Origin of the sequence: Pedococcus sp. NPDC057267, assembly GCF_042668795.1 — a bacterium.
Taxonomy (GTDB): Bacteria; Actinomycetota; Actinomycetes; order Actinomycetales; family Dermatophilaceae; genus Pedococcus.
Genome location: NZ_JBHUYG010000048.1, coordinates 1 through 24,235 on the forward strand (window position 1 = coordinate 1; position 24,235 = coordinate 24,235).

Annotated in this window: 23 protein-coding genes; 9 read left to right on the forward strand and 14 right to left on the reverse strand. The window is 72.4% G+C overall.

From position 1 onward, the window contains the following. Positions 1 to 445 precede the first annotated feature (445 nt). From ACFUC1_RS11695 to ACFUC1_RS11705, 3 genes are all read left to right on the forward strand, one after another. A complete protein-coding gene (locus tag ACFUC1_RS11695) occupies positions 446 to 1,075 on the forward strand; it encodes a DedA family protein (RefSeq protein ID WP_379119855.1) in 630 nt (209 codons plus the stop codon). Continuing rightward, complete coding sequence (locus tag ACFUC1_RS11700; RefSeq protein WP_379119857.1) at positions 1,072 to 1,830, forward strand: phosphatase PAP2 family protein; 759 nt, start codon at positions 1,072 to 1,074, stop codon at positions 1,828 to 1,830. Before ACFUC1_RS11695 ends, ACFUC1_RS11700 begins: the two co-directional genes overlap by 4 nt. Positions 1,831 to 1,909: 79 nt before the next feature. Continuing rightward, positions 1,910 to 2,551 carry an HdeD family acid-resistance protein gene (locus ACFUC1_RS11705; protein ID WP_379119859.1) on the forward strand — a complete coding sequence of 214 codons (642 nt, stop codon included), beginning with the start codon at positions 1,910 to 1,912 and terminating at the stop codon, positions 2,549 to 2,551. Between the two features lie 40 nt (positions 2,552 to 2,591). On the opposite strand, the gene ACFUC1_RS11710 is transcribed toward ACFUC1_RS11705, so the two are convergent. Further along, positions 2,592 to 4,160: a CHAD domain-containing protein gene (locus ACFUC1_RS11710; RefSeq protein ID WP_379119861.1), complete on the reverse strand. Its 1,569-nt coding sequence runs from the start codon at positions 4,158 to 4,160 to the stop codon at positions 2,592 to 2,594. 158 nt (positions 4,161 to 4,318) lie between these two features. Further along, positions 4,319 to 5,887: an alkaline phosphatase PhoX gene (locus ACFUC1_RS11715; protein ID WP_379119864.1), complete on the reverse strand. Its 1,569-nt coding sequence runs from the start codon at positions 5,885 to 5,887 to the stop codon at positions 4,319 to 4,321. Positions 5,888 to 6,123: 236 nt separating this feature from the next. Here ACFUC1_RS11715 and ACFUC1_RS11720 point away from each other — a divergent pair, with 236 nt between their 5' ends. The 5 genes from ACFUC1_RS11720 (at position 6,124) to ACFUC1_RS11740 (ending at position 9,315) form a co-directional block, all read left to right on the forward strand. Then, positions 6,124 to 6,510 carry an ArsR/SmtB family transcription factor gene (locus tag ACFUC1_RS11720; protein WP_379119866.1) on the forward strand — a complete coding sequence of 129 codons (387 nt, stop codon included), beginning with the start codon at positions 6,124 to 6,126 and terminating at the stop codon, positions 6,508 to 6,510. Beyond that, a complete protein-coding gene (locus tag ACFUC1_RS11725) occupies positions 6,507 to 7,415 on the forward strand; it encodes a cation diffusion facilitator family transporter (RefSeq protein ID WP_379119868.1) in 909 nt (302 codons plus the stop codon). Before ACFUC1_RS11720 ends, ACFUC1_RS11725 begins: the two co-directional genes overlap by 4 nt. Further along, positions 7,409 to 8,206 carry a cation diffusion facilitator family transporter gene (locus ACFUC1_RS11730; RefSeq protein ID WP_379119907.1) on the forward strand — a complete coding sequence of 266 codons (798 nt, stop codon included), beginning with the start codon at positions 7,409 to 7,411 and terminating at the stop codon, positions 8,204 to 8,206. Before ACFUC1_RS11725 ends, ACFUC1_RS11730 begins: the two co-directional genes overlap by 7 nt. Positions 8,207 to 8,350: 144 nt before the next feature. Continuing rightward, positions 8,351 to 8,659, forward strand: a complete 309-nt coding sequence (locus tag ACFUC1_RS11735) for a hypothetical protein (RefSeq protein WP_379119870.1) — start codon at positions 8,351 to 8,353, stop codon at positions 8,657 to 8,659. 95 nt (positions 8,660 to 8,754) lie between these two features. Beyond that, entirely contained in the window at positions 8,755 to 9,315 is a 561-nt protein-coding gene (locus tag ACFUC1_RS11740) for an MBL fold metallo-hydrolase (RefSeq protein ID WP_379119872.1), read from the forward strand. A 26-nt stretch (positions 9,316 to 9,341) separates the two neighbouring features. Here the strand turns inward: ACFUC1_RS11740 and ACFUC1_RS11745 are convergent, their stop codons facing one another. Beyond that, positions 9,342 to 9,914 (reverse strand): class I SAM-dependent methyltransferase, encoded by a 573-nt coding sequence (locus tag ACFUC1_RS11745; RefSeq protein ID WP_379119873.1) that lies wholly within the window; start codon positions 9,912 to 9,914, stop codon positions 9,342 to 9,344. Positions 9,915 to 9,938: 24 nt separating this feature from the next. Beyond that, complete coding sequence (locus tag ACFUC1_RS11750) at positions 9,939 to 10,946, reverse strand: NAD(P)/FAD-dependent oxidoreductase (RefSeq protein ID WP_379119874.1); 1,008 nt, start codon at positions 10,944 to 10,946, stop codon at positions 9,939 to 9,941. A gap of 65 nt (positions 10,947 to 11,011) precedes the next feature. Between ACFUC1_RS11750 and ACFUC1_RS11755 the strand changes: the two genes are divergently transcribed. Beyond that, positions 11,012 to 11,578 carry a helix-turn-helix domain-containing protein gene (locus ACFUC1_RS11755; protein ID WP_379119875.1) on the forward strand — a complete coding sequence of 189 codons (567 nt, stop codon included), beginning with the start codon at positions 11,012 to 11,014 and terminating at the stop codon, positions 11,576 to 11,578. A 28-nt stretch (positions 11,579 to 11,606) separates the two neighbouring features. Here ACFUC1_RS11755 and eboE read toward each other — a convergent pair whose 3' ends face one another. The 10 genes from eboE to ACFUC1_RS11805 all read right to left on the reverse strand — a co-directional run bounded on the left by eboE (position 11,607) and on the right by ACFUC1_RS11805 (position 24,171). Then, positions 11,607 to 12,845, reverse strand: a complete 1,239-nt coding sequence (gene eboE / locus ACFUC1_RS11760; RefSeq protein ID WP_379119877.1) for a metabolite traffic protein EboE — start codon at positions 12,843 to 12,845, stop codon at positions 11,607 to 11,609. Positions 12,846 to 12,915: 70 nt separating this feature from the next. After that, the gene (locus ACFUC1_RS11765; protein ID WP_379119879.1) at positions 12,916 to 14,172 is read right to left on the reverse strand and encodes a biotin/lipoyl-containing protein; all 1,257 of its coding nucleotides are present in this window, start codon (positions 14,170 to 14,172) and stop codon (positions 12,916 to 12,918) included. Further along, entirely contained in the window at positions 14,169 to 15,146 is a 978-nt protein-coding gene (locus ACFUC1_RS11770; RefSeq protein WP_379119881.1) for an alpha-ketoacid dehydrogenase subunit beta, read from the reverse strand. The genes ACFUC1_RS11765 and ACFUC1_RS11770 overlap by 4 nt, the downstream gene beginning before the upstream one ends. Beyond that, a complete protein-coding gene (locus ACFUC1_RS11775; protein ID WP_310150599.1) occupies positions 15,134 to 16,198 on the reverse strand; it encodes a thiamine pyrophosphate-dependent dehydrogenase E1 component subunit alpha in 1,065 nt (354 codons plus the stop codon). Before ACFUC1_RS11775 ends, ACFUC1_RS11770 begins: the two co-directional genes overlap by 13 nt. 10 nt (positions 16,199 to 16,208) lie before the next feature. Next, positions 16,209 to 17,564, reverse strand: coding sequence for a M24 family metallopeptidase (locus ACFUC1_RS11780; RefSeq protein ID WP_379119884.1), 1,356 nt, complete (start codon positions 17,562 to 17,564; stop codon positions 16,209 to 16,211). Between the two features lie 149 nt (positions 17,565 to 17,713). Further along, on the reverse strand, positions 17,714 to 18,250 hold the full coding sequence (locus tag ACFUC1_RS11785; RefSeq protein ID WP_310150602.1) for a VOC family protein: 537 nt from the start codon (positions 18,248 to 18,250) through the stop codon (positions 17,714 to 17,716). Positions 18,251 to 18,263: 13 nt separating this feature from the next. After that, the gene (locus ACFUC1_RS11790; RefSeq protein WP_379119886.1) at positions 18,264 to 19,337 is read right to left on the reverse strand and encodes a 2,3-butanediol dehydrogenase; all 1,074 of its coding nucleotides are present in this window, start codon (positions 19,335 to 19,337) and stop codon (positions 18,264 to 18,266) included. 14 nt (positions 19,338 to 19,351) lie between these two features. After that, complete coding sequence (locus ACFUC1_RS11795) at positions 19,352 to 21,874, reverse strand: ATP-binding cassette domain-containing protein (RefSeq protein WP_379119888.1); 2,523 nt, start codon at positions 21,872 to 21,874, stop codon at positions 19,352 to 19,354. Between the two features lie 56 nt (positions 21,875 to 21,930). Continuing rightward, the gene (locus tag ACFUC1_RS11800; protein ID WP_379119891.1) at positions 21,931 to 23,049 is read right to left on the reverse strand and encodes a substrate-binding domain-containing protein; all 1,119 of its coding nucleotides are present in this window, start codon (positions 23,047 to 23,049) and stop codon (positions 21,931 to 21,933) included. 102 nt (positions 23,050 to 23,151) lie between these two features. Continuing rightward, entirely contained in the window at positions 23,152 to 24,171 is a 1,020-nt protein-coding gene (locus tag ACFUC1_RS11805) for an ABC transporter permease (protein WP_379119893.1), read from the reverse strand. Positions 24,172 to 24,235: the final 64 nt, after the last annotated feature.

The following is a 24,235-nucleotide window of genomic DNA, read 5'->3' on the forward strand; positions in this document are numbered from 1 at the left end:
TACCGACTACTCGAACACGCCCCCACCAAGGCTTGACGAGCCATAGGAGCGTCCCGCCCACCACGTGCGAAGGGCAGCCGACCAGGGGGGTCGGCTGCCCTTCGCCATGAGGTCCCTGGCCCGCCGGTCGCCCAGGTGCCGCGCTCGGTCCGCGCCGGCGGACGTGCGACCCCCTGCGCACGGGCCCAGAATGAGGAGGACGACCGATCCGGTCGTACCCGCGACCGGGGTGCAGCCGCACGGCACGACGAAGGAAGGCAGTGCACCGGACGCGGGACGACACCACGCTTCGCTCCGACCGCGCGGGCAGGCTCCCCAGGAGGTCCCACGTGAACGAGCTCCCCCGGCCGGGCGACCCGGCAGCACCTGCCACCGGCACCTGCCCGCGCCGCCATGGCGCGGCGGCAGGCAGGACCAGCACGGCCGCGTCGCACCGGGTGCGCTGATGGGCGGCGTGGTCCACCACATCCTGGACGCCCCGACGTGGGTGGTCCTGGCGATCGCCGGCGCCGTCGTCTTCGCCGAGGACGCCTTGTTCGTCGGGTTCGTCCTCCCCGGCGAGACCGCCGCGATCCTCGCCGGTGTCGCTGCCCGTCTCGGGCACGCGCCCTTGGCGGCCGTGGTCGCGACCGTCGTGCTGGCAGCGGTCGTGGGCGACAGCGTCGGCTACGAGGTCGGCCGGCAGGTCGGGCCACGCATCCTGCGCTGGTCGGTGCTCGACAAGCGTCGCCGGCGACTCGACGACGCCCAGGACTTCCTCGCCAGGCGCGGCGGGGCGGCCGTGTTCCTCGGCCGCTGGGTGGCGTTCTTCCGTGCCGTGATGCCGGCGCTCGCCGGCACCGCCCGTATGCCGTACCGCCGGTTCCTCCTCTTCAACGCCGCCGGCGGCCTCGCCTGGGGGGTCGCGGTGGTCCTGGCGGGGTACCTCGCCGGGGCGTCCTACGCCAAGGTCGAGTCGACCATGGGCAAGGACGGCGCCCTCGTCGTGCTGGCGCTCGCGCTCGCGGCATACGCCGTGCACGTCGTGCGCCGGCACCGCGGCGAGTCACGGCAGCAGCCCGGGGAGCCGGCGTGAGGAGTGCGGCAGCGCCGCGGGAGGCCCGCCGTGGCGACGTGGCCGACCCGGTCGACCGGCAGCTCGCGCTGCGCGCGGCCACCGCCGGCCTGTCGGTCGCGGTCGGCTCGCTGCTGGTCCTGCTCCTGCTGCTGTGGGTCGAGACGAAGTGGACGCCGCTGCTGGAGCTCGACGACGGGGCGAGGGACGGGCTGCACCGGTTCGCCCTGGCGCACCAGGGCTTCACGAGCGTCATGGAGGCCGTCAGCGCCGTCGCGGGCGGGCTCGGGTGGCAGGTCGTCTCGGTCGTGCTCGTCGTCTGGCTCCTGTGGCGACGTCGGGTGCGGGCTGCGGTGTTCGTCCTCGTCGCGAACGCCGGGTCCTCGCTGCTCAACACGGCGCTCAAGGACGTCGTCCACCGCCACCGGCCCGTCGTGGACCACCCCTTCATCCACCCGCCGGGGCAGAGCTTCCCCAGCGGCCACGCGCAGGCAGCTGCCACCGGGTTCACCGTGCTGCTCTTCGTGCTGTGGCCCCACCTGCGCCCCGGTGTGCAGCGCCGTGCCGCGGTCGCAGTCGCGGTGCTGCTGACGTTGCTCATCGGCTTCTCCCGGGTGGCGCTGGCGGCGCACTTCGTCTCCGACGTCGTGGCCGGGTATGCCGTGGGGATCACCTGGACCCTCGTCCTCGCGGCCGCCTTCCACGTCTGGCGACCACCCGCGGCCCGCCGGGACACCGCTTCTCGTTCGCGAAGCGTTTCCCCGCAAGGGGATTGACGGTGTCGCCCGCGAGCGCGCACCCTGATCGTGCGGCGACGAGGGACGCCGGTCACGACGCGTCGTCGAAGGGGCCGTCATGTCCGAGTTCTCACTGTCCTCCTTGTCCGGGTCGTCCGGGGCAGCGCCCGGCCTGACGCCCGAGCTGCGCCGGCGGCTCGGCTGGGTCGGGGTGGTCGTCGGTGTGGGCAGCGTCGCCCTCGGGATCGCGGCCATCGCCTGGCCCGGGGCGACCCTGGTCGTCGTGGCGGTGCTCTTCGGGGCCCAGCTGCTCGTCACAGGGATCCGGCGGATCCTGCTCGGCGTAGCCGCCCCCGGCCTCGACACGTGGGTCCGCGCGCTGCTCGTGGTCCTGGGCGTGATGGTGACGATCGCGGGGCTCATCTGCATACGCAACCCGTTCACCTCCCTGGCCGTCATCGTCGTGCTCGTCAGCGTGAGCTGGCTGCTCGACGGTGCGGGGGACCTCGTGAGCGCCTTCTCCAGCGGGCGAGAGGCGGGCCAGCGCGCGCTGCTCGCCGTGGGTGGGGTGCTGTCGGTGGTCGGCGCGCTGGTCATCCTGTTCTGGCCGGAGCTCGCGCTGCTCACCCTCACCCGCGTCGGGGGCTGGATCCTCGTGATCCTCGGCGTGGCGCAGGTGGTCACCGCCGCCCGCGCGGTGCGCACGCCCAAGGTCGTGCCGCCCGCGGGCGCGGCCACCCCACCGGCTGCGCCCGCCTGACCCGTCGGACCGCCTGACCCGCCGCGGCCGGCATGGCTGGCTATCCGCGCCTGATCCAGGACTGGGCGGTGCGGGGGCTGGGCACGGCCGCCCACGCACGACGGAACTGCGCCTCCGAGTCGGCGGCCGCGAGCCGTTCGAGCCCGTGCAGCAGCCCGAACGTGAAGCCGTTCTCGCCCTCGAGGAACGCCTGAGCCCCCAGCCGGCGCAGCACCTCCCGGGCGGTGACGGAGTCCTGGTGCCGGCCCAGCTCCTCCTGCACCCCCTTGGCCCGTCGGGCCAGCTTCCGGGCTCCCGCCGAGCCGACCGGCCGCGCCAGCTCGGCCGCGTAGCGCAGCCGCTTGGCCTTCTTGCGCGCCTCGTGCAGCGTGGCGTCGCGCTCGTCCGCTGCCGCTCGGTCCACGGCGCGTACGGCCCGGCGCAGCCTGCGGGCGTCCCGGCGCACCAGGCCTGCCAGCACCCGGCGGGCCGGCCGCTCGGCAGCAGGCGAGAGCGGCGGGTCGGCGACCAGTGCGTCGAGGCGGTCGAGGAGGCGGTAGTACCGCTCGGACCGCAGCGCCAGACGGGCGGCGGCCACGGCGTCGCGCTCCTGCCTGCGCAGCTCCAGGTCGAGGCGACGACGCACGGGCCCGAGGACGAGGTCGGGCGGGACCGTGTCGAGCGCGGCGCCGAGCCGCTCCCGCTGCACCTGCGCGTCGCGTACGGGGCCGAGCACCCGGCCGAGCCACCGCAGCTCGACGCGGACGTCGTCCACCCGCTCCGCGAGGACCGGCTCGCACGTCGTCAGGGCTGCCCGGATCCGTCGTGCGGCGATGCGCAGGCGGTGCACCGCGGCAGGGTCGCCGGCGCGCAGCGCGGCGTCCTGCTGGTGGAGCACCGAGACCTGGTGCGCGAGCCGGTCCCGGACCACGTCGCGCGTCGTCAGGCTCCGCTTCGTCCCGGTCCGCTTCGTCCCGGCCCGCGTCGGGGACGAACCCCGGTCGGGCGAGGGGCCGAGGTCGGGCGCCAGGCCGAGCGCCCGGTGGACCTTGGAGAAGTCCGGTGACCTGCGGGCACCCGCGGCCCGCAGCGTGGGGTGGAGCGACGAGAGCACCCCTGCCGGCTCGAGGGCGTCCTCGGCGACCTCGAGCTCCCACTCCCGCCAGGTCGTGCGGCCTCCCTCGCCCAGCGCGGAGTCGGCCGTCACTCGGTCGTCGGCGAGCGTGGCCAGGGTGCCCACGTCGGTGACCAGCGTGTACTCGGTCCGGTGCGTGGTGACGGTCGCGACCGGGGCAAGGGTGCGGTCGCGCACGATGGCTCGCACCTCGTCGACGACTGCCGACGGCACCGCCCGGACCGCACGTCCGAGCGGGTGCCTCAGCTCGGTCCGCTCCCCTGCGGCCCGCGGGACCTTGACGTGCCACCCCTCGTCAGGGCCGCCGGTGCGCCGGCGCAGCGTGACCCCGCGCCGGAGCAGGTCGAGCTCCGGGGTGTCGAAGTAGACGGCCTCCAGCCGCATCTCGTGCGGACCCGCCCACCGGCTCCCGGTGGGCGCGTCGTCCACCGGGACGGTCGCCCGGTCGTCGACGACGTACTTCCGCTCGACCTCCCGGTGCCTGCTGCCGCCCATGGCTCATCGTCCCGCCACGCGTCCCGGTTCGCCACGGCGGCACGGCGCCGGCACGGCATACGACGTGGGGACGGGCGCGCACAGGGGAACCGGCACCGACACCGACGCGGCCCCGACCCCATCCGGGGTCGGGGCCGCGTCCTCGAGCGGTCGCGCGGTCAGCGCCGGTCGGCGCCGCCGGTGAGCTCCCAGGTGACGTTGTCGCCGTGCTGCTGGGTCCAGAAGACCCGCCACGTTCCGTCGAACGGCCGCGGCAGCCTGGCGCCGAGCAGGCCACCGACGGAGGGGTCGCCGTCGGAGACATGGATGCCGGTGATCTCGTTGTCGCCGTCGTTGTAGCCGGGCGACGTGGTCGCGTCGTACAGCGCGGAGGCGTCGCGGCCCTCGGCCAGCCAGCGGGTCATGCGCGCACCCCTCCTGTCGCCCTGCACCGCGCGGCGCAGGTCGATGCGGTAGCCCGAGTCCAGGGCGTTCCGCTGCTGGTGCAGCCCGTCGCCGGCGTCCTCGACGACGAGCAGGTCGTCGCGGCCGGCGAAGGCGATGTTGTCCAGGCCGCTGTGCGCCTTGTCGCCGACCGCCACGATGGAGACCCGGCCGGTGTCGGCCGACGGCGAGGACTGGGAGATGCGGAAGACGCCACCGTAGGCGCCGGGAAGGGTGCTGCTGGTGCTGGTGTCGCCCGTCTCGGTGAAGTAGAACTCGCCGAAGCCGGTGCCGGGACGGAAGACGCCGTTCTCCGGTCGCTTGAACGGCGTGGCCTCGGCCGCTGCAGCCGACGCGGTGGCGTCGAAGGCAGCGGTGCCGCTGTGGACGTCGACCCACGTCGATGCGAAGGAGCGGCGCGGGTCGTGCAGGGCCGCGATGTCGCTCGACGCCGGGTCGGCGGCGAGCTGCGCGGCGGTGATCGGCGAGCCGTCCCTGCGCTGCACCTGCAGGGCCTGCAGGGTGCCGCCGGCGGTCAGGTCGGACCTGTCGCTCGGCACGAAGCGGTAGACGAAGCTGTTGGGCTTCTTGCCGCCGGACACCGACGCGCCCCCGATGTCCTCCACCAGCCAGACGTTGCCGGCCGAGTCGTTCTGGATGCCCTCGTAGCCACCGGACCCGAGCGCGGGGAGGCCGACGGCCTTGCCCGTGACGGGGTCGCCCGCGGCGTCGAGGGACAGCGCCCAGACGCCGCCGTGGGGCGCCTTGGCCTCCGCGGTGAGCATCAGCTGCCGCGTGAACGGGTTCCAGGTGATGCCGTCGAACGTCGGCAGCGCGCCGCCGGACGGGTCGGAGTCGCTCATCAGCGAGACCCGCTTGCCGGGGTCGGGCTGGTCGAGGTCGATGCGGGTGACGTAGCCGCGGGGGCCGCCCTCGTGGCCCTGGTACAGGTAGTGGTGACCGGCGAAGGCCAGGTAGACGTTCTTGTCCGGCTCGGTCTTGAACGCCTCCTTCTGGTCCTGCGTGAGCGGGCCGCCGTTCGCCGTGTCGTAGCCGTAGTGGGTGATCCCGGCGGCGGTGTCGGCGTTGGTCAGGCCGAGGCCGCCCCAGGCGACCGGCGTGGTCCGCAGGCCGGCGGCCAGGACGTTGTCCTGCACGCCGACGCGCGCGTTGGGCGCGGCCACGTCGCCGCCGACCCAGGTCGACGACTCGGCGGTGGCCGAGCCGGACCCGAGGGCGAGGACGGCGCCGATGAGGGCGGTGCCCGTGACCGAGGCTGCGGATGCCTTGGTGATGGTCTTCATGAACTCCTCCGATTTCCAGGCCCCGAACGGGCCGACGAGAGGACCCAACCGGGCAGCGGCGACGTCCGGGTGACGGCGAGGCGAACAGCGCGCGAAGGACGCGAAGGACAGGCCTGGCGGTTCCGGCGGTGCGCCTGCAGATGTGACGCGCCCGGGCAGGGTCGGCGGTGGGGACGTGTGCGTCCGGACCGTGCGCACGACTGGACACGCGCTCGCCGCCACACCATCATCTGAGCATGCGTTCAGATGAGAAGGTCGTCTCGCTCGAGGCCTGCGCCGACCGGTGCGTCCACCCGGACAAGGTCGAGCTGGTGCGCCGGGCGGCGCTGTCCGCCGAGGCGCTGGCACGGTCGGCATCCTTGTTCAAGCTGCTGGGCGACCCGACGCGGGCGCGGCTCCTGTACGCGCTGCTGGAGGCCGGCGAGCTGTGCGTCTGCGACCTCGCCGCAGCCACGGACCAGCAGGAGACGACGGTCTCCCAGTCGCTGCGGATGCTTCGGGCCTCGGGCGTCGTGACGGGCCGGCGGCAGGGCCGGCTGGTCTACTACCGGCTTGCTGACGCGCACGTGCGGATGCTCCTGGACCTGACGCGCGAGCACGTGGACCACGAGCGGGCGCGATGAGCGGGCACTCGCACGGCCACAGCCACGGGCACGCCGGCACCACCCACCGATGGCGTCTTCAGGTCGCGTTCGTCCTCATCGCACTCTTCTTCGTCGTCGAGCTGGTCACGGCCCTGACCTCCGGCTCGCTGGCGCTGCTCTCCGACGCCGGCCACATGGCCGCGGACGTCGTGGCGCTCGGTGCGGCGCTGGTGGCCACGCGGATCGCCACCCGGCCGGACAGCACGGGTCGGCGCACCTTCGGGTCCTACCGGGCCGAGGTCTTCGCCTCGGGGCTGGCGGTCCTGCTCATGATCGGCGTGTCGGTGTACATCGCCGTCGAGGCGATCGGACGCATCGGGTCGGCGCCGGAGATCGCCTCGGGAGCGATGCTGGTCGTCGGCACCGTCGGGCTCGTCGTCAACGTCGGGGCGCTGCTGCTGCTGCGTGGGGGCGCGGGCGAGTCGCTCAACGTCAAGGGCGCCTACCTCGAGGTCGTCGCGGACACCGTCGGCTCGATCGGGGTGATCGCCGCCGGCGCCCTCGTCCGCACCACCGGGAACCCGTGGTGGGACACCGGCATCGCCCTGGCCATCGCGGTGTTCGTGGCCGTGCGGGCCGTCATGCTCGGCCGGGAGGTGGTCGTGGTCCTCGGCCAGCACGCCCCCTCCGACATGGAGCCCGAGGCCGTCGCCGAGGCCCTGGCCGGCGTGCCGGGCGTCACCGACGTGCACGACCTGCACCTGTGGACCCTGACGTCCGGCATGAACGTCGCGACCGCCCACCTCATGACCGAGCCCGACGCCGACCCGCACACCGTCCTCGACGAGGCGAGCCAAGTCATGCGGACCCGGTTCGGCGTCGAGCACGCCACGCTGCAGGTCGAGCCGGACACACACACCGGCTGCAGGGAGGTCGCCTGGTGAGCACCACCTGGACCGACCTCGGGGCCGAGCGCCGGGCCTCGCTGGCCCGGCGGGCGCAGCTGCTGGCGGCGGCCTCGGTCACCTACAACGTCGTCGAGGCAGTCGTCGCCGTCAGCGCCGGGACCGTGGCGGGCTCCGCGGCCCTCGTCGGGTTCGGCCTCGACTCCGTCGTGGAGGTGTCCTCCGGGCTGGTCATCCTCTGGCAGTTCCGCCACCCGATGCCCGAGTCCCGGGAGCACACCGCCCGCCGGCTCATCGCGGTGTCCTTCTTCGCGCTGGCTGCGTACCTGCTCGTCGACGCGGGGCACGCCCTGCTCACCGGCGCCGAGCCCGACCACAGCCCCGTCGGCATCGTCCTGGCGATCGCGTCGCTGGCGGTCATGCCGTTCCTGTCGTGGTGGCAACGGCGGACCGGCCGCGAGCTCGGGTCCGGGGCCGTCGAGGGCGACGGCACCCAGACCCTGCTGTGCACCTACCTGTCCGCGGTCCTGCTCGTCGGCCTCGTCCTCAACGCGACCCTCGGCTGGTCCTGGGCGGACCCGGTGGCAGCGCTCGCCATCGCCGCCGTCGCGGCCCGGGAGGGCTGGCAGAACTGGCGGGGCGAGGACTGCTGCGCCCCGGTCCTGGGTGCAGCCGCGTCCGATGCGTATGCCGTGGACGACGACGCAGCCGCGGGCTCGTCCTCGGGCGGGCAATGTTCCGACGGCTGCTGCACCCCTACCGCGCAGGTGCCATCCAGCGAACAACGCGCCGGATCGGCGCCACTCCCCCATGGCAGGCCCCGGGGCTGACCGGCTTCCGAACGAGGGGCTTGAGTCCGGGATGGGTCACAAACGTCATGGGGCTGACGCGACCCGAAGCCCCATGCTGGAACCACCTGGCAACGCCTCCAGGTCGCAGTGCGGGCGGTAGCGACCGCCGGTTAGGGACGGGCCATGTCCTCCTCCGACGACATGCACATCACCATCGGGCACTCCCCGGCCTCCGACGGCTGGGGATTCGTCGGCACCGTGACGGTCGGCGAGGACGAGTGCTACCGCTCGCTACGCGTGTTTCCCACGCCAGGGGAAGCCCTGCAGGAGACGCGGCTCCTCATGGGCGACGTGCTGGGCACCCTCCTGGCTGGGCAGGAGTGGCGGGGCCTGCACGCCAGCGTCGGACACACGCCGACCCGGGCCGACCTGCGCCTCGGCCTCGTCGCGCCCGACACGGCCCGGGCGGCGAATCGGGTTCCGCGGCACTGATTGTGTGCGGTGGCGTCGACGGGGAACTCCGGCACGGCTCCCGGGACGACGGACGAGCAGTTTCCGGTTGTCCCGTGCGGTGCCACGATGAGCCCATGACCGCCGAGCTGACCGTCCTGACCGCCGGCTACGCAGGAGATCGGGTCGCCAGCACAGTCGTCCTGGTTCGTGAGCCCGGGCACACCGTGGTCGTCGACCCCGGCATGGTGGCGAACCGCGCCACGATCCTCGATCCCCTGACGGCCCTCGGCGTCCATCCCACGGACGTCGCCGACGTGGTGTTCAGCCACCACCACCCCGACCACACCCTCAACGCCGCCCTGTTCCCCGAAGCCCGGTTCCACGACTTCTGGGCGATCTACCAGGACGACACCTGGGTGGACCGGCCGGCAGACGGGTTCGAGCTCTCGCCCTCGGTACGCCTCATGTCCACCCCCGGGCACACCGGGCAGGACATCACCACGCTGGTCGACACTGCCGAAGGCCTCGTCGCGTGCACCCACCTCTGGTGGTCGCAGGACGGCCCGGCAGTCGACCCGCTGGCGGAGGACCAGGCAGCACTCGAGCGGTCACGCGCTGCGCTCCTGGCCCTCGAACCGGTGCTCATCGTCCCGGGCCACGGTGCCCCCTTCCGACCCGACCAGCTGGCACCCTGACGGCTCACGGGCAGGCTGCGGGCAGGTCAGCCAGCCCGCCGAGCGCGGAGCACCCGGTCGTCGGCGTGGCGGGCGGCGCTCGCTGATCCTGCGGGTCGGGGGCGCTTGTCGTTGACCTCGATCGTCCAGCCCTGCGCTGCGTCGAGCACGGCGGCGAAGTCGTCGATGTGGAGGTAGGCCTCGGGGTCGAACGGACGCTGCTGGTGCTCGGTGCGACGCATCGCCTCGAGGTCGTGACTGAGGACGACGAGCGTGCCGCCAGGGGCGACTGCGTCGAGGACGTTGTGCACGCCGCGCAGGTCCGGAGTGCGCGGGATCGACGCATATGCCGCGGTGACCAGGTCGAAGGCGTTGCGTGCGAAGGGCTCCCGCGCGTTGGCGTCGGCCAGCTGGCACGTGACCGCCAGGCCGCGCCGGTTCGCCTCGTCGAGGATCGTGTCGAGCGCACGCGACGACACGTCGCTGGCCGTCACCTGCCAACCCTGCTGGGCGAGCCAGATGACGTCACCACCCTCACCCGCGCCGACGTCCAGCGCGCGGCCTGGACGCAGGTCGGTCGCCTCCACGACCAGCGAGCCGTTCGGGTTGCCGCTCCACACCGGGGCGCCGGAGTAGCGGTGGTCCTAGTCGGCGACCGACGCCGACGGGCGGGCCGCCATCCGCACGTCCTCTGCCGCGAGGCTGACGGCAACTGCTCCGCCGACGCGACTGCCGTGTGCGGCAGCGGAGAGCACCTGCTGGCCCGGGTCGGTGATGCTGCCCGCGGCGAAGGCCCCGTCGACGGACGTCGCACCTGTCGCGTCAGCCTCGACCACGTCGCCCAAGCCCGAGGGGTGGGGCGCGAGCGCCAACCCGAGCCCGCCGCATGCCTCCAGCCGCGGACGGAACCGCGGCCCGACCAGCATCGCGTCGGCGTCGATGCGCGAGCCATCGGCCAGCTCCACGCCGGTCAACCGGCCCTCATGGTCCGCGAGCACTCGCGTGGCCGTCGCGGCGACGCGGACGTCCACACCGGAGGCCGTCAGGGTCGTGAGCTCGGCGTCGTCCACGTCGACCCCGGGCGCGACCAGCACCGTCAGGCGGTCGGTGAGCTGGCGCAGCATCGGGACGACGTGCAGGCCAGCCGTGTGGGTGACCAGCTGGACCAACCGCTGGTCCCGCACCTCGTAGCCGTGGCAGAACGGGCAGTGGATCACTCCCCGACCCCAGTGCTCCGCCAGCCCCTCGACATCGGGCAGCTGGTCGACCAGCCCTGTCGCGACGACGACCCGCCGCGCCGCGATGCTGTCCCCGGTGGCGAGCTCGACGACGAAGCGCCCAGCCTCGCGTGTCACCCCCAGCGCCTCGCCGGTCAGCACCTCGCCCCCGTAGCTGCGCACCTCGGCCCGCCCCACGTCGAGCAGCTCCTCCGGGTGGGTGCCGTCACGGCCGAGGAAGCTGTGCATGTGCGCGGCCGGCGCGTTGCGCGGCTCCCCGGAGTCCACGACGATCACCGCCCGGCGTTGACGACCCAGCTGCAGGGCCGCGGCCAGGCCGGCGGCCGACCCCCCGATGACGGCGACGTCGCAGTGGCGGACGACAGCATCGGGGACGGAGCCGTGGGTGCCTTCGTGGTGGGCGTGGTCGATCATGCTGCAACGGTAGGGACGATCTGGCGGTATGCGCTAGGGTCCTTGCGATATTCGCAAGGAGGACCATGACCGCTCTCTCCGACATCGAGCACGTCGTCAGGACGCGCCTGCGCAGTCTTCGCGCGACCCTCGGACTGTCCCTCGACGAGCTCGCTGACCGCACGAACCTGAGCCCGTCGACGATCAGCCGCGTGGAGACCGGCAAGCGGACGCTGAGCCTCGACGTCCTGTTGCCGCTGGCAGCCGGCCTCCAGGTCGGCCTGGAGGCGCTCCTCGACGTGAGCAGCGACGAGGACGTGGTCATCCGCCCCACGCCGAGCCGTTCCGACGGCCGCACGACCTGGGTGCTGAGCCGCCCTGGCAGCAGCACGGTCGCCGTGAAGACGCGGGTCGAGCCCACTGCCGCACGGCCGCGGCAGCGCGTCCACCCTGGGCACGACTGGCTCTTCGTGCTCAGCGGCCGCCTCCTGCTCCTCCTCGGCGACCGCGAGATCACCGTCGAGACCGGCGAGGCGGCCGAGTTCGCGACCATGACGCCGCACGCGTTCGTCGCGCTCGACGAGCCGGCCGAGCTGTTGATGATCTTCGATCGCGACGGCCAACGCGCCCATGTGCACCGCGGCAGGGAGTGAGCCGTCCTCGCTCCGCTGCGGACGCCCCTCAGCCGCCGTGTGACGGGTTGGGTGCTGCCTGGCGCAGCGACGCCAGCGTTCCGGACAACCACTCGAGCTCGCGCGACACGTACTCCACGATGTCGCCGGTCTTGAGGTGCGCCGGCAACACGTCCCACGTGTAGGTCTCGATCTCGAGGTGGTCGGACAGGTCGAGCTCGGCCTGCACCGCCAGGGCCTGCTCGATACCCGGGCGCGTGGTGCTGAAGGCCCCGAGGTCGTCGAGGAAGACGGGCACGTGGAAGTGCGTCCGCCACTCGCGCTGCGGCTCGGGGTCGCGCCGCCACTCCTCGATCGCGTCCGACAGGTTGAGCAGCCGCGTGAGCTCGCCGTCGCGGCGCTCCGTGGTCTGGCTGAGGTAGATGGTGTCGGTGAACGGCTCCAGGGCGGCCACGGTCTCCGCCGTGACGTCGGGTACCCGTAGCGCGGCAGCCGCCTGGAGCTTGAAGACCGGGACCCCGGCCTCGACGAGGGCACGCAGCGAGCCCGTGATGTCCTCGAACTCGACCGACTGGTGGCAGATGTCGAAGACCACACCGAGGTGGCGCCGCAGGGCGCCGATCGCCTCGCTGACCGGCAGCCCGCTCAGCCGGCTGAAGGTGGCAAGGCCCGCCGCCGACCAGACCCGCTCCTGGAAGTAGGTGATGGTCTCGGCCGTGGTCTCCAGGTAGCAGTACGGCTCCGGCTCGAGCGCGAGCTTCACCCGTCGGCCCGTGCGCGCCTCGAGGGCCACGAAGTGGGCGACGACCCGCAGGAGGTTCTCGGTGAGGTGCAGCACGTCCTCCTCCGTGTGCACCTTCGGCCGGAAGGCCAGCGGCGCCGTCTGGATCGACGGCGACACGTCGTCGGGGGCGAGCTCGGCCAGGATGTCCGCGACCTGGCAGGTGTAGGTGACCCGGTCCTCGGTGCTCCAGTCCGGCTCGTAGACGTCCTCCATCACGGTGCGGCCCTTGAACGGCCCGTAGGGGAAGGCGTTGACCGTGTAGACGTACATGTCGTGCTCGTCGAGCCACCGCCGCAGCCGGGCGCGCTCCTCCGGGTCGTCGTCGAGGGTCCGCGCCGACGCACCCGAGATCCGCAGCGACACGGCATACGGGTCGTCGGGCGACACCCGCGCCTTCACCTGCGGCGCGAACGTCTCCAGGCTCTCGCGCATCTCCTCCCACGTGTCGCCTGCGTGCACCAGCGTCGAGTAGGCGAGGTGCTCGGTACGGCCGTTGCGGGTCATGGGTGGCGTCTCCAGGGTGTGGGGGTGGTGGTCGGTGGTTCGAGGTGGCGTTCGGGTCGGTGGCGTGGGGTCAGGCCGAGGCGAGCCGCGTGACGAGGTCGCGCAGGAAGGTCCGCACGAGGGGTGCGTCCGCCTGGGCCTGGTCGAAGCAGACCGACACGTGGGCCGTGTGCCGGATCCCGATGCCGGGCCCCCCGTCCTGGTCGACGACGACCACGTGGGGTGACGGGCGGCTGAACCCGATGCTCGCCACCTGCCCCGGCCCGGGGTCCCCGACGTCGACGACGACGTGGTCGTCACCGGCGAACTCCAGCGTCGCGTGGGCGGTGCCCGCGGTGCCGACGGAGGGGGACGAGGCCGTCGAGGTGTCCAGCAGGCGACGCAGTATGCCGTCTGCGTTCAGCTCCTCTGCGTGGTCCACCAGGGCGACCCGTCCACCGTCGGCAGACGTGCGCCGGACCATCAGCGCGACGTGGTCAGGGGCTGCGCCCGAGCCGAGCAGAGCCGGGCACGCCCGCAGGGCCGCGACGGTGTGCGTCGTCGTGACGGCGACGAAGCCGTCGTCCGTCGCGGGACTGCTGCCCACTCCCCCAGCGGTGCGGAGCAGGGACGTGAGGTCGACCGTCGCGGTCACGGTGCGCAGGGAGCGCCCCATGCCGGGCACGTCGACGGAGCGTCCGGTGGACGCTGCCGTGGAGGGAGCTCCGCCCGCGGGCCCGGCGGCAGCCGCGGGCGGAGTCGCTGTGGGTGAGGGGATGGCCGCTTGAGCCGCTTCGCGGGCCTGCGCCGCCCGGGCGACGTCCTCGGGGGTAACCCGACCACGCGGCCCGGTGCCTTCCACCGTGTCCGGGTCGAGGCCCGCCTCGCGCGCCAGCCGTCGCACCCGCGGCGAGTGGCGGTGCCGTGGCCCCCCTGCCGTCCCGGCGGGGGGCGCGGCGGTGGCAGCGGGCGCGGGTGCGGACAGCACGGCGGCAGCCGGCGCGGGTCCGGACGGCGCGGGCGGCGGCGCGGCAGGGTCGTGGTCGCTGGTGGCGGGTTCGGCTGCGGGCGTGGGCTGCCCACCCGAGGCTCGATCGGGTCCGAGGTGTGCGAGCACGGTGCCGACCGCGACGGTCGTGTCCTCGCCGACGACGATCTCCACGAGCACCCCCGCGCCGGGCGAGGGCACCTCGGTGTCGACCTTGTCGGTCGCGATCTCGAGCAGCGGCTCCTGGTCGTCGACCGTGTCGCCGACCTGCTTGAGCCACCTCAGCACGGTGCCCTCCGCCACGGTCTCCCCGAGCTGGGGCATCGTCACGGCAACGGTGTCGTCGGGTGCGGGGGTCACTGCTGCAGCGCCTTCTCCACGGTCCGGGCGATGCTCTCCTCGGACGGCATCACCAGGTCCTCGAGCGAGTCCGCCGAGGGAAGCGGGATGTGCGGCGTCGTGATCCGCTGGACGGGGCCGTCGAGGTCCCAGAAGCACTCGTCGGCGGCGAGCGAGGCGATCTCGGCGCCCCAGCCCAGGACCTGCGGGTTCTCCTCGACGGTGAAGAGCCGACCGGTCCGCGACACCGACCCCAGGATCGTCTGGGTGTCCAACGGCACCAACGACCTGACGTCGATCACCTCGGCGCCGATCCCCTGTGCCGCAAGGCTCTCCGCCGCGGCGAGCGCCCTGGGGACCATCATCCCGAGGGCCACGATGGTGGCGTCCTTCCCGGGACGGCGGACCTTCGCGGTGCCGAGGGAGTCGATGATGTCGCCGTCCGGCACCTCCCCCTTGGACGCGTAGAGACCCTTGTGCTCGCAGAAGATCACCGGGTCGTCGTCGCGGATCGCGGCGGCCATGAGCCCGACGACGTCCTCCGGTGTGGAGGGCGTGACGACCTTGAGGCCGGGCACGGCCATCGCCCAGTTCTCGATCGACTGGGAGTGCTGGGCACCGAAGCGCAGGCCCCCTCCGTTGCCGGTCTTGATGACCAGGGGCAACGTGACCTGCCCGGCCGTCATGTAGCGCGTCTTGGCGATCTGGTTGACGACGATGTCCCAGCACACGGCGAAGAAGTCCGAGAACATGATCTCCGCGACCGGGCGCATCCCCGTCATCGCCGCACCCATGGTCGCGCCGAGGATGGCCTGCTCCGAGATGGGGGTGTCCACGACCCGCGCCGGCCCGAACTCGTCGAGCAGGCCCACGGTCGTCTTGAAGACGCCTCCGGCGCCGGCCACGTCCTCGCCGACGAGCACGACGCGCTCGTCGCGCCGCATCTCCTGGGCGATGCCGCGGGCCACCGCGTCCCGGTACGTCAGTTCCGCCATGACCATCCTCCATCTGCCCACACGTCGGTGAACGCGCTCTCCGGCGGCGGGAGCTCGCCCGCCTTCGCTTCCTCCGTGGCCTTGTCGACGGCGGCGAGGGCTTCGGCGTCGATGGCGTCGAGCTCGCCCTCGTCCACGCCGAGGCGCGTCAGCCGCGCCCGGTACACGTCCAGCGGGTCGTACGCCTTCCACGCGTCGACCTCCTCGCTGGGCCGGTACTTCCCGGGGTCCGCCCGTGAGTGGCCACCGTGGCGGTACGTCAGTGCCTCGATGAGCGACGGTCCCTCGCCGGACCTCGCCCGCTCCAGCGCGGCGCGTGCCGTCAGGTACACCTCGTCGACGTCGTTGCCGTCGATCACGACCGGCTCGAGGCCGTATGCCGCGGCCCGGTCCGCCGCGGGGTTCCTGACCGCGGTGATGTCGTAGATCGACGTGTACTCCATGTACATGTTGTTCTCGCACACGAAGACGACGGGCAGCTTGTACACGGCCGCGTAGTTGAGGGCCTCGTGGAAGGCGCCGATGTTGGTCGTGCCGTCACCGAAGAAGCAGACGGCGACCTGCCCCGATCCGCGCAGCTGGGCCGACCACGCCGCGCCGTTGGCGATCGTCAGGTGGGCGCCGATGATGGCGTAGGAGCCCATCATCCCGTGCTCGACGCTCGTCAGGTGCATGGAGCCGCCCTTGCCCCCGAGGAGTCCGTTGGCACGACCGAGCAGCTCGGCCAGGACCGGCGTCATCGGCACGCCGCGGGCAAGGGTGTGCGCGTGCCCGCGGTACGTCGCGAAGGTGTAGTCGTCCTGGCGCATGGCGCGCCCGAACCCGGCGGCGATCGCCTCCATGCCGAGCGAGAGGTGGCTCGTCCCCTTGACCAGCTGCTTCATGAACAGGTCGTAGGCGCGCTTCTCGAACAGCCGCATCTCGCGCATGCTCCGGTACATGTCCCGGCGGGTGGCGAGCTCGATGTCGGCGCCGTCGTGGCGCGTCGGGTCGTCCGGTGGCCGCACCACCGGGTGCTGTCCGTAGGGGTGGTCCTGCAGCGGTGCTCTCATGGTGCTTCCTTCACTCGGCGTTGGCGGGCTGGCGCTCGGCCGCAGCCGTGTTGAGGTGGGACTGGCTGTCGCGCAGGGTCGGGAGGTGGCCGCCGGTCGTGTAGTAGCGCTTGCCCGCGACGAGCAGCTCCTCGGCCGGGAACTTCGTGATGACCTCGCAGCCGTCCTTGGTGACGACCATCTCCTCCTCGATCCGGGCGGCACCGAGGCCGTCGGCCGCAGGCCAGTACGTCTCCAGGGCGAAGACCATGCCCTCCTCCAGCGTCTCCGGGTGTTCGAGGGAGGTCATCCGGCTGAAGATCGGCCGCTCCCAGATCGAAAGCCCGACCCCGTGCCCGTACTGCAGGGCGAAGGCGGCCTCCTCGTCGGCGAACCCGAACTCCTGCGCCGTCGGCCAGACCGACACGATGTCGGCGGTCGTCGCGCCGGGCTTCACGAGCTCGATCGCGCGGTCCATGAGCTCGCGGCAGATCGTGTACGCGTCGCGCTGGGCCCGCGACGCGCTCCCCACCGCGAAGGTGCGGTAGTAGCAGGTCCGGTACCCGACGAAGCTGTGCAGGATGTCGAAGAAGGCAGGGTCGCCGGGCCGGATGAGCCGGTCGCTGAAGACGTGCGGGTGGGGCGAGCACCGCTCCCCCGAGATCGCGTTGACACCCTCGACGTGCTCGGAGCCCAGGTCGTACAGGACCTTGTTCACCAGGCCGACGCACTCGTTCTCACGCACGCCCGGCCGCAGGAACTCGTACAGCTCCTCGTAGGCGGCGTCCACCATCGACGCGGCCTGCGTCAGCAGGCCGATCTCGTCCGGCGTCTTGACCTTGCGCGCCTCGAGGTAGACCTGCTGCCCGTCGACCACCTCGTGGCCGGCGGCCTTCAGCGCGGCGGCCACGGGCGGCTCCACGATGTCGACCCCCACCGGCTGCCCCTCCAGCCCGAAGTCGCGCATCACCTCGGCCACCTTGCGCGCCACGTCCTCCGCCCGACCGGCACCCGGGGAGATGGCGCCACGCAGGGTGGAGATGCCCGCCCGGTTGCCGTAGTGCTCGCCGCGGCCGGCCGCGCGGTGCGGCTCGTCCAGCCACTGCGCGTAGAGCTTGTGGTGGGCCGCGGCCGAGCCGAAGTCCCACAGCACCGGGTCGCCACCGCGGGGGAGGAGGGCGAAGCGGATCATCTTGTCCATGGCCCACGTCCCGATGTGGGTCCCGGTCATGTAGCGGATGTTGTGGAAGTCGAAGGTCAGCAGCGCCCCGAGGTCCGACGCCTCGAGCTCGGCCTTGAGCCGGTCGAGCCGCTCGGCGCGGAGGCGGCCCATGTCCAGGCGGCTCTCCCAGTCGACGGCGTTGGTGCCGTAGGTCGGTGAAACCATTGCGATCTCCTCGTCTCGGTGCGACCGCGTCGCAGGTGGGGGTGCAGCCCGGCTCACGCCGTGCGCCGGGTCGGCGCGCAGCGGGGGTGCAGGAGTGCGGGTTGGGGTCGTGTTCGGGGGTGCGTGCTGGGGGTCGGTGGGCAGGCTGGTCAGTGCGGGTGGGCGAGGTGGACGCCGGCACGAGCGCGCAGGTACTCCTGCGTCTCGCGCTCGCGCAGCTCGCCCTGCTCGTCGTAGGCGATCTCGACGAGCTCGAGGGTCAGGCCGTCCGGGTCGCTGAGGTAGACCCAGCGCCACCCGGCGAGCGGGCCGTCGTCGACGACGGTGATGTCGGAGTAGAAGCGAACCCCCTGGGCCTCGAGCTCGGCCTTGCTCGCCCGGATGTCGTCGACCCGGAAGCAGACGTGCGCTGCACCCAGGCTGTTGTTCGGCGGCGGCTGCGGACCCGTTGCCGGGTGCTCGTGGTACTGCAGCAGCTCGACCACGGTCTCCCCCGCCCGCAGCGTCGCCAGCCGCAACCGGGCACCCGGCACCCCGACACCGCGCGCGAGCTCGTCACCCTCGAACCACGGGGTGGGTCCGCTGGCCAGCGGCAGGCCCAGGAGGTCGTGGTAGAACGCGATCGACCGGTCGAGGTCCTCGACGACGAGCCCCACGTGGTGGATGGCGGTGACGGCGGTGGTCATGACCGGCGCTCCGTCAGGCCCGGCCGGCCGTCGGGGAGACCAGGACCTTGAGCTGGTCGCCCGTGGGGTTGACGAGCACGTCGAACCCACGCGTCACCACGTCCTCGAGGCCGATCTGCGTGGTGACGGCCTTGGCCACGGGGTACTTGCCCGAGGCGATCATCCGGATGATCCGAGGCCAGTCGGTGATGAGGTAGCACCAGCTGCCGACGTAGCTGATGTCCCTCTCGGACAGGCGCATCGCGTCCAGGGTGGCCGGCTTGGTGTGCAGGCCGGTCTGGACGATCTTGCCCCGGGTCCGGACGCTGTCCATCGCCGTCGTGAGTCCCGGGGTCGAGCCGGAGCACTCCGCCACGACGTCCGCGCCCCGACCCTGGGTGAGGTCGGCGAGGGCGTCGGCGAAGCCGGCGTCGGTGGGGTCGAGCACCGGCCCGACGTCGACCGCTCGGGCGAGCGCCGCGCGGTTGGGGTTCGGCTCGGCGATCACGACCGTGGTCGCTCCCAGCGCGTCGGCATACAGCGCCGAGAGGACCCCGATGGGCCCGGCGCCGGTGACGAGCACGACGTCGCCGCCGTGGATGCCCACGCGGTCGATGCCGTATGCCGCGACGCTCGCCGGCTCGACCACCGCGCCCTCCACGTCGCTGACGCTGTCCGGGAGGACGGCGACCTGGTACTCCTTCAGCACGGCATACTGCGCCAGCCCGCCGGTCTCCGCGGAGAGGCCGGTGCACGCGAACCGGACGCACAGGTGGCCCAGCCCCTCACGGCAGAAGCGGCAGCGGCCGCAGACGATGGCCGGCATGATCGCGACGCGGTCGCCGACCGAGACGTCCTCGACGTCCGGCCCGACCTCCACGACGCGGGCGGAGAACTCGTGGCCGAGGGTCTGCGGGAGCGTGGCGCCCGTCAGCGGGTGGGGGTCGACCGGGGTGACGATGGGGCCGACCATGTACTCGTGCAGGTCCGTGCCGCAGATGCCGCACCACAGGACCTCGACGAGGACCTCGTCGCGCTCCTTGATCTTCGGGGTCTCGACGTCCTCGACCCTGATGTCGGACTTGCCGTGGAAGCGTGCTGCGCGCATGGGGGACTCCTGGTTCAGAGGGTGGCGCGGGCGCCGCGGGCCCGGCCGTAGATCACGGCGGCGGCCACGATGAGCGCGCCCTGGAAGAGGTACTGCCAGGTCTGGCTGAGGTTGAGGAACACCGTCGCGTTGAGCAGCTCGACGATGAGCCCGGCGCCGAGGAGCGTGCCGATGAACGTGCCGCGGCCTCCGAGCAGGCTCGTGCCGCCCAGCACCACGGCCGTGATGCTGCTCAGGGTGTAGCCGATGCCCTGGTTGGGGTCGCCGATGCCGAGCTGGGCGAGCAGCACCATCGACCCGAGGAAGACGAACAGCGAGGCGCTGACGTACCCGAGGACGACGGTCCTGGTGACCTTGACCCCGACCCGGCGTGCGGACTCCTCGTCCGAGCCGACCGCGCGCAGCCTGCGCCCCCAGCCGCGGTAGCGCAGCAGGTACTCCATCACGACGCTGGCCACCACGAGCAGGATGAAGACGTTGGGGACGGGGCCGACGCCCAGCTGGAGGAAGCTCGTGACGCTGCCGGCGATGTTGCCGCCGGGCGCGCTGCGCAGCAGCAGGCTCAGTCCCTGCAGGCCGATGTATGCCGCGAGCGTCGCCGCCACGGGGGTGAACTTCGCGAACCTGATGAGCGACCCGTTGACCGCCCCGGTCCCGGCCGCGGCGAGGGCCATGAGCAGCACCCCGAGCAGCATCACCGGCACGGGCTTGCCGTCCACGAGGAAGAACGACCCGATGCTCACGAGGAAGCCGGCCAGGGGACCGACGGACAGGTCGATCCCTCCGGTCATCAAGGCGATCGTCTGCCCGAGGGCGATGAAGCCGAGCGCGGCGCAGGACATCGTCACGGAGGTGATGTTGAAGGCCGAGAGGTACCGCGGGTTCTGGGCGTAGATGTACGCCCCGAGGGCGACCATGACCAGGGCAAGCACCACGACCGGGGCGTAGTCGCCCTGGAGGAACCGGCTGGACCGCGTGGAGGCGGCGAGCGATCGCTGCTGCTCCTGCTTGGCCTTGACGTGCCCGGTGGCCCGGACCGCGGCGTCGATGAGCCGGTTCTCGGTCACCTCCTCACCCTCGAACGAGGCCACCGCGGAGCCGCGGGACATCACGACCACGCGGTCGCACAGGCCCTCGAGCTCCTTGGCGTCCGAGGAGGCGACGACCACGGGGACCCCGCTCTGGGAGACCTCCCGCAGGATCCGGTAGATCTCCGCGCGGGCCCCCACGTCGACGCCCTGGGTGGGCTCGTCCGCGACGAGCAGCTTCGGCTCGGACAGCAGCGCCCGCGCCAGGACCACCTTCTGCTGGTTGCCGCCGGACAGGGCCGAGACCTCGGTCTCCTGGGACGCCGTCTTCACGGCGAGCTTGCGCAGCTCCCCCTCGACGCTCTCGACCTCGGCCCGCCGGTCCAGCAGCCGGCCCTTGCGGAACCGGGTGAGTGCCGAGACCGCGGCGTTCTCGCGGACCGAGAGGGTCATCATCAGGCCCTCGACGTGCCGGTCCGCGGGCAGGTAGGCGGTCGCGTCGACCAGCTGCTTGTCGCTGTAGCCGGTGGACCCGATCCGTACCGTCCCGGTGAACGGCTCCAGGCCCGTGAGCGCCCTCAGCAGGTTGCTCTGGCCGTTGCCGACGATGCCCGAGATGCCGACGATCTCCCCGCGCCGCGCGGTGAAGGAGACGTCGTCGAAGCCGGGGCCCGAGAGGTTCTCCACCGTGAGGAAGTCGGCCCCGTCGCCCTCGCCCTGCAGCTTCGGGGGGAACGTGTACTCCAGCTGCCGCCCGACGATGAGCGCGAGCAGCTCGTCGTCCGTCACGTCCGCCACGTCCGCGGTGCCGCGCACCTTGCCGTCGCGGAGCACCGTGACGCGCTGGGCCAGCTCGCGCACCTCCGCCAGGCGGTGCGTGATGTAGACGACTGCGGTCCCGCGCTCGGCGGCCCGTCGCACCCAGGCGAAGAGGCGGTCGACCGACTCCGGGCCGAGGGGTGCCGTGGGCTCGTCGAGGATGAGGATCGACGGCTTGATGAGGATCGCCTTGGCCAGCTCGAGCAGGTGCCGCTGGGCGACACTGAGGTTGCCGACCCGGTCCTCGAGGTGCGCGGTGGAGCCCACGTCCTCGAGGACCTGGCGCATCGTCGCCTCCGCCCCGTCCGTGCCGGCCAGGTGGCTGGCCGGCACGGCCACGCGGATGTTCTCCGCCACCGTCATGTCGGGCATCACGGCCGGGTGCTGGTGGACGATGGCGATCCCGAGCGAGGTCGCCAGTGGCGGGGTGAGGACCGGGACCGCCTCGCCCCGGACCTCGATGGTCCCTGCGTCGGGGACGACCGAGCCGGTGGCGACACCCATGAGCGTCGACTTGCCGGCACCGTTCTCCCCGAGGAGCGCGTGCACCTCCCCGGCCCGCACCTCGAGGGACACGCCGGTGAGTGCGGCGACGCCGTCGTAGTGCTTGCTGACGCCGCTCAGCACCAGGGCGACTGCGTCGTCCTGCGCCGCTGGGCGCGGGTCCGGGATCTCTCGCTGGTCCGTCATGGGTCCGTCCTGGACGTCTGGGGGTCGGGCGGGCACGGGGTACGCCTCGATCGGGCTCACTTGAGGAGCTTCGCCTGGTCCTGGCCGGCCATCTCGGCCGAGAGGTACACGTCACCGGGCAGGCTCTTCTGGCAGGTGACGGGGTGCGGCTGGCTGCTCACCGAGTCCTCGAAGATCGGTGCCTTGAAGGTCGTGTCGGACGGCGTCTTGCCGCCGGTGGCCAGGGCGACGGCCCACTGCACCGCCAGCCGCGCGTTGTCGTTGCCGGTCGCGACGGTCATCAGCTTGAAGTTGGGGTTCTTCGCCTTGTGCTGGTCGTAGAAGCACGACAGCACGTTTCCGTCCGAGGTCGCGATCATCGGGATGGAGCGCCCCGACTTCTCGAACTCCGGGAGGGCACCGACCAGCGAGGGGCCGAAGTCAGAGACGATGGCGTCGATCTTGGGGTTCTTCGCGATCGCCGCGCTGAGGACCTGCTGGGTCTTGGAGGGGTCCCAGTTGGTGACCTCGAAGGGCTGCTGGCCGATGAACTTGTACTTGTTGGCGTCGAGCACGGACTTCATGCCCGTGAGCTCGTCGAGTCCCTGGCTGTTTCCGGGCGGGCCCGACAGGAAGAGCACGTTGCCGCCGTTGGGGAGGTTCTTCTGCAACCACTCGCCCCAGTGCTGGCCGTCGGTCTTGAAGTCGGCGCCGACCCAGACGCTGTAGTCCTTCTTCGCCTCACCGCCGGGGTTGACGCGGTACGGCACGGTCACCACGCCGGCCTTGTAGGCGCTGCGCAGGGCCGGCAGGATCGCGTTGCCCGCGTCGGGGAACACCACGAGGGCGTTGACGCCCTTGGCGACCATGCCCTGGATGTCGGAGATGGCCTTCTGGGTGTCGCCCTGGCCGTCGGCGTACGAGAAGCTGGTGACGCTCGGACACTTGGCGATCTCGTCCTTGGCCGCCGCCGTCGTCACCAGGCGCCAGCTGTTGCCGCCGAAGCCGTCGGTGAGGCCCAGGGTGACCTTCTTCGTCCCGCACCACGAGGGCGCACCGGGGACCGTGGAGCCGCCGCTGGACTGCGCGTCCGCGGTGCCTCCGCCGCCGGTCTGGCTGCAGGCGGTGAGGGTGGCAGCGATGAGGCCGCAGGATGCGAGCATCCGCATGCGGTTCGTGGTCGTCCTCGAGTTCATGGTGTGACCTTCCTTGGGCCGCAGAGCAGGGGTGATGGGATGACCGTGCGGTCAGATGGGTGGGGTCGGCGGTGCCGGGGGGTGGGACCGCGCGGGTGTCGGTCAGCCGGGTGAGACGGCCGTGCGTGGTGGACGCCCGAACCTGGCGCGCAGGCGGCGCCAGTCGATGGTGTAGAGGGCCACACCGACTGCGAAGGCGATCGACTGGACGAGGGTCTCGACGGCGTAGTTCACCCCGATCGCGAGGACGAACTGGTCGAGCTGGGTGAGGAACAGCGCGGCCAGCGCGGTGGCCACGATGTTTCCGCGACCTCCCAGGAGCGAGGTGCCACCCAGGACCACCGCGGCGACGGTGGGGAGCAGGTAGCGGTCGCCCTGGTAGGCCGTGGGCTTGTTGAGGATGCCCGCGAGCAGCAGGCCTCCGAGCCAGTAGTGCACCTGGGCGGCGACGTAGCCGCCGGCCCGGTGCCGCTGCACCCGGAGCCCGGTGGCCCAGGCCGCGCGGCCGCTGGCTCCGACCGCCTCGAAGCGGCGACCGGCCACCGTCCGCTTCACGAGCACGGTGGTGACCACGGTCGTCAGGACCGCGACGATCAGTGCGTTCGGCACGCCGAGGACGGATCCGCCCGCGAGGCTGGCCAGCAGGTCGGTCGTCTGGCGGGGCGTCCCGCCGGACACCGCCAGCACACCGGCATACAGCAGCGCGTTGACGCCCAGCGTCGCGACGATCGCGTTGAGACCGAGGCGGCCGATGAGCAGTCCGTTGACCGCCCCCGCCACCAGGACGAGCGCGAGCGCCGTGAGGGCCGCGGGGAGCACCTTGGCGTTGTCGCCGTATGCCTGGTGGGTCACCACCACGACGACGAGCGAGACCGAGCCCGGCACCGACAGGTCGAAGCCGCCCTGCATGACGACGAGGGTCTGCCCGATCGCCAGGATCGCCAGCACGGATGCGAACGGCAGCATGCTCTGAAGTGCGCCCGTGCTGACGCTGCTGGGGGCCAGCACGAGCGACACCGCGAACAGGAGGACGAGCGCGCCCAGCACCGTCGCGAGCCCGCGGGAGAGGGAGAGCCGCTGGCGGCCTCGCCCTGTCGTGCGCTGGTCCTCGGTGGTGGCCATGAGTACCTCCTCGTCGTTGAGGTGCCGAGCCGCGGTGCGAGCCGGAGCTCCTGCGGCGTTGCGT

Excerpts from the sequence above, each read along its gene's own strand:
- ACFUC1_RS11695 (WP_379119855.1), top strand. The coding sequence starts at position 446 with ATGGGCGGCGTGGTCCACCACATCCTGGACGCCCCGACGTGGGTGGTC.
- ACFUC1_RS11705 (WP_379119859.1), top strand. The coding sequence starts at position 1,910 with ATGTCCGAGTTCTCACTGTCCTCCTTGTCCGGGTCGTCCGGGGCAGCG.
- ACFUC1_RS11710 (WP_379119861.1), bottom strand. The coding sequence starts at position 4,160 with ATGGGCGGCAGCAGGCACCGGGAGGTCGAGCGGAAGTACGTCGTCGAC.
- ACFUC1_RS11715 (WP_379119864.1), bottom strand. The coding sequence starts at position 5,887 with ATGAAGACCATCACCAAGGCATCCGCAGCCTCGGTCACGGGCACCGCC.
- ACFUC1_RS11720 (WP_379119866.1), top strand. The coding sequence starts at position 6,124 with ATGCGTTCAGATGAGAAGGTCGTCTCGCTCGAGGCCTGCGCCGACCGG.
- ACFUC1_RS11725 (WP_379119868.1), top strand. The coding sequence starts at position 6,507 with ATGAGCGGGCACTCGCACGGCCACAGCCACGGGCACGCCGGCACCACC.
- ACFUC1_RS11735 (WP_379119870.1), top strand. The coding sequence starts at position 8,351 with ATGTCCTCCTCCGACGACATGCACATCACCATCGGGCACTCCCCGGCC.
- ACFUC1_RS11740 (WP_379119872.1), top strand. The coding sequence starts at position 8,755 with ATGACCGCCGAGCTGACCGTCCTGACCGCCGGCTACGCAGGAGATCGG.
- ACFUC1_RS11750 (WP_379119874.1), bottom strand. The coding sequence starts at position 10,946 with ATGATCGACCACGCCCACCACGAAGGCACCCACGGCTCCGTCCCCGAT.
- ACFUC1_RS11755 (WP_379119875.1), top strand. The coding sequence starts at position 11,012 with ATGACCGCTCTCTCCGACATCGAGCACGTCGTCAGGACGCGCCTGCGC.
- eboE (WP_379119877.1), bottom strand. The coding sequence starts at position 12,845 with ATGACCCGCAACGGCCGTACCGAGCACCTCGCCTACTCGACGCTGGTG.
- ACFUC1_RS11770 (WP_379119881.1), bottom strand. The coding sequence starts at position 15,146 with ATGGCGGAACTGACGTACCGGGACGCGGTGGCCCGCGGCATCGCCCAG.
- ACFUC1_RS11775 (WP_310150599.1), bottom strand. The coding sequence starts at position 16,198 with ATGAGAGCACCGCTGCAGGACCACCCCTACGGACAGCACCCGGTGGTG.
- ACFUC1_RS11780 (WP_379119884.1), bottom strand. The coding sequence starts at position 17,564 with ATGGTTTCACCGACCTACGGCACCAACGCCGTCGACTGGGAGAGCCGC.
- ACFUC1_RS11785 (WP_310150602.1), bottom strand. The coding sequence starts at position 18,250 with ATGACCACCGCCGTCACCGCCATCCACCACGTGGGGCTCGTCGTCGAG.
- ACFUC1_RS11790 (WP_379119886.1), bottom strand. The coding sequence starts at position 19,337 with ATGCGCGCAGCACGCTTCCACGGCAAGTCCGACATCAGGGTCGAGGAC.
- ACFUC1_RS11795 (WP_379119888.1), bottom strand. The coding sequence starts at position 21,874 with ATGACGGACCAGCGAGAGATCCCGGACCCGCGCCCAGCGGCGCAGGAC.
- ACFUC1_RS11800 (WP_379119891.1), bottom strand. The coding sequence starts at position 23,049 with ATGAACTCGAGGACGACCACGAACCGCATGCGGATGCTCGCATCCTGC.
- ACFUC1_RS11805 (WP_379119893.1), bottom strand. The coding sequence starts at position 24,171 with ATGGCCACCACCGAGGACCAGCGCACGACAGGGCGAGGCCGCCAGCGG.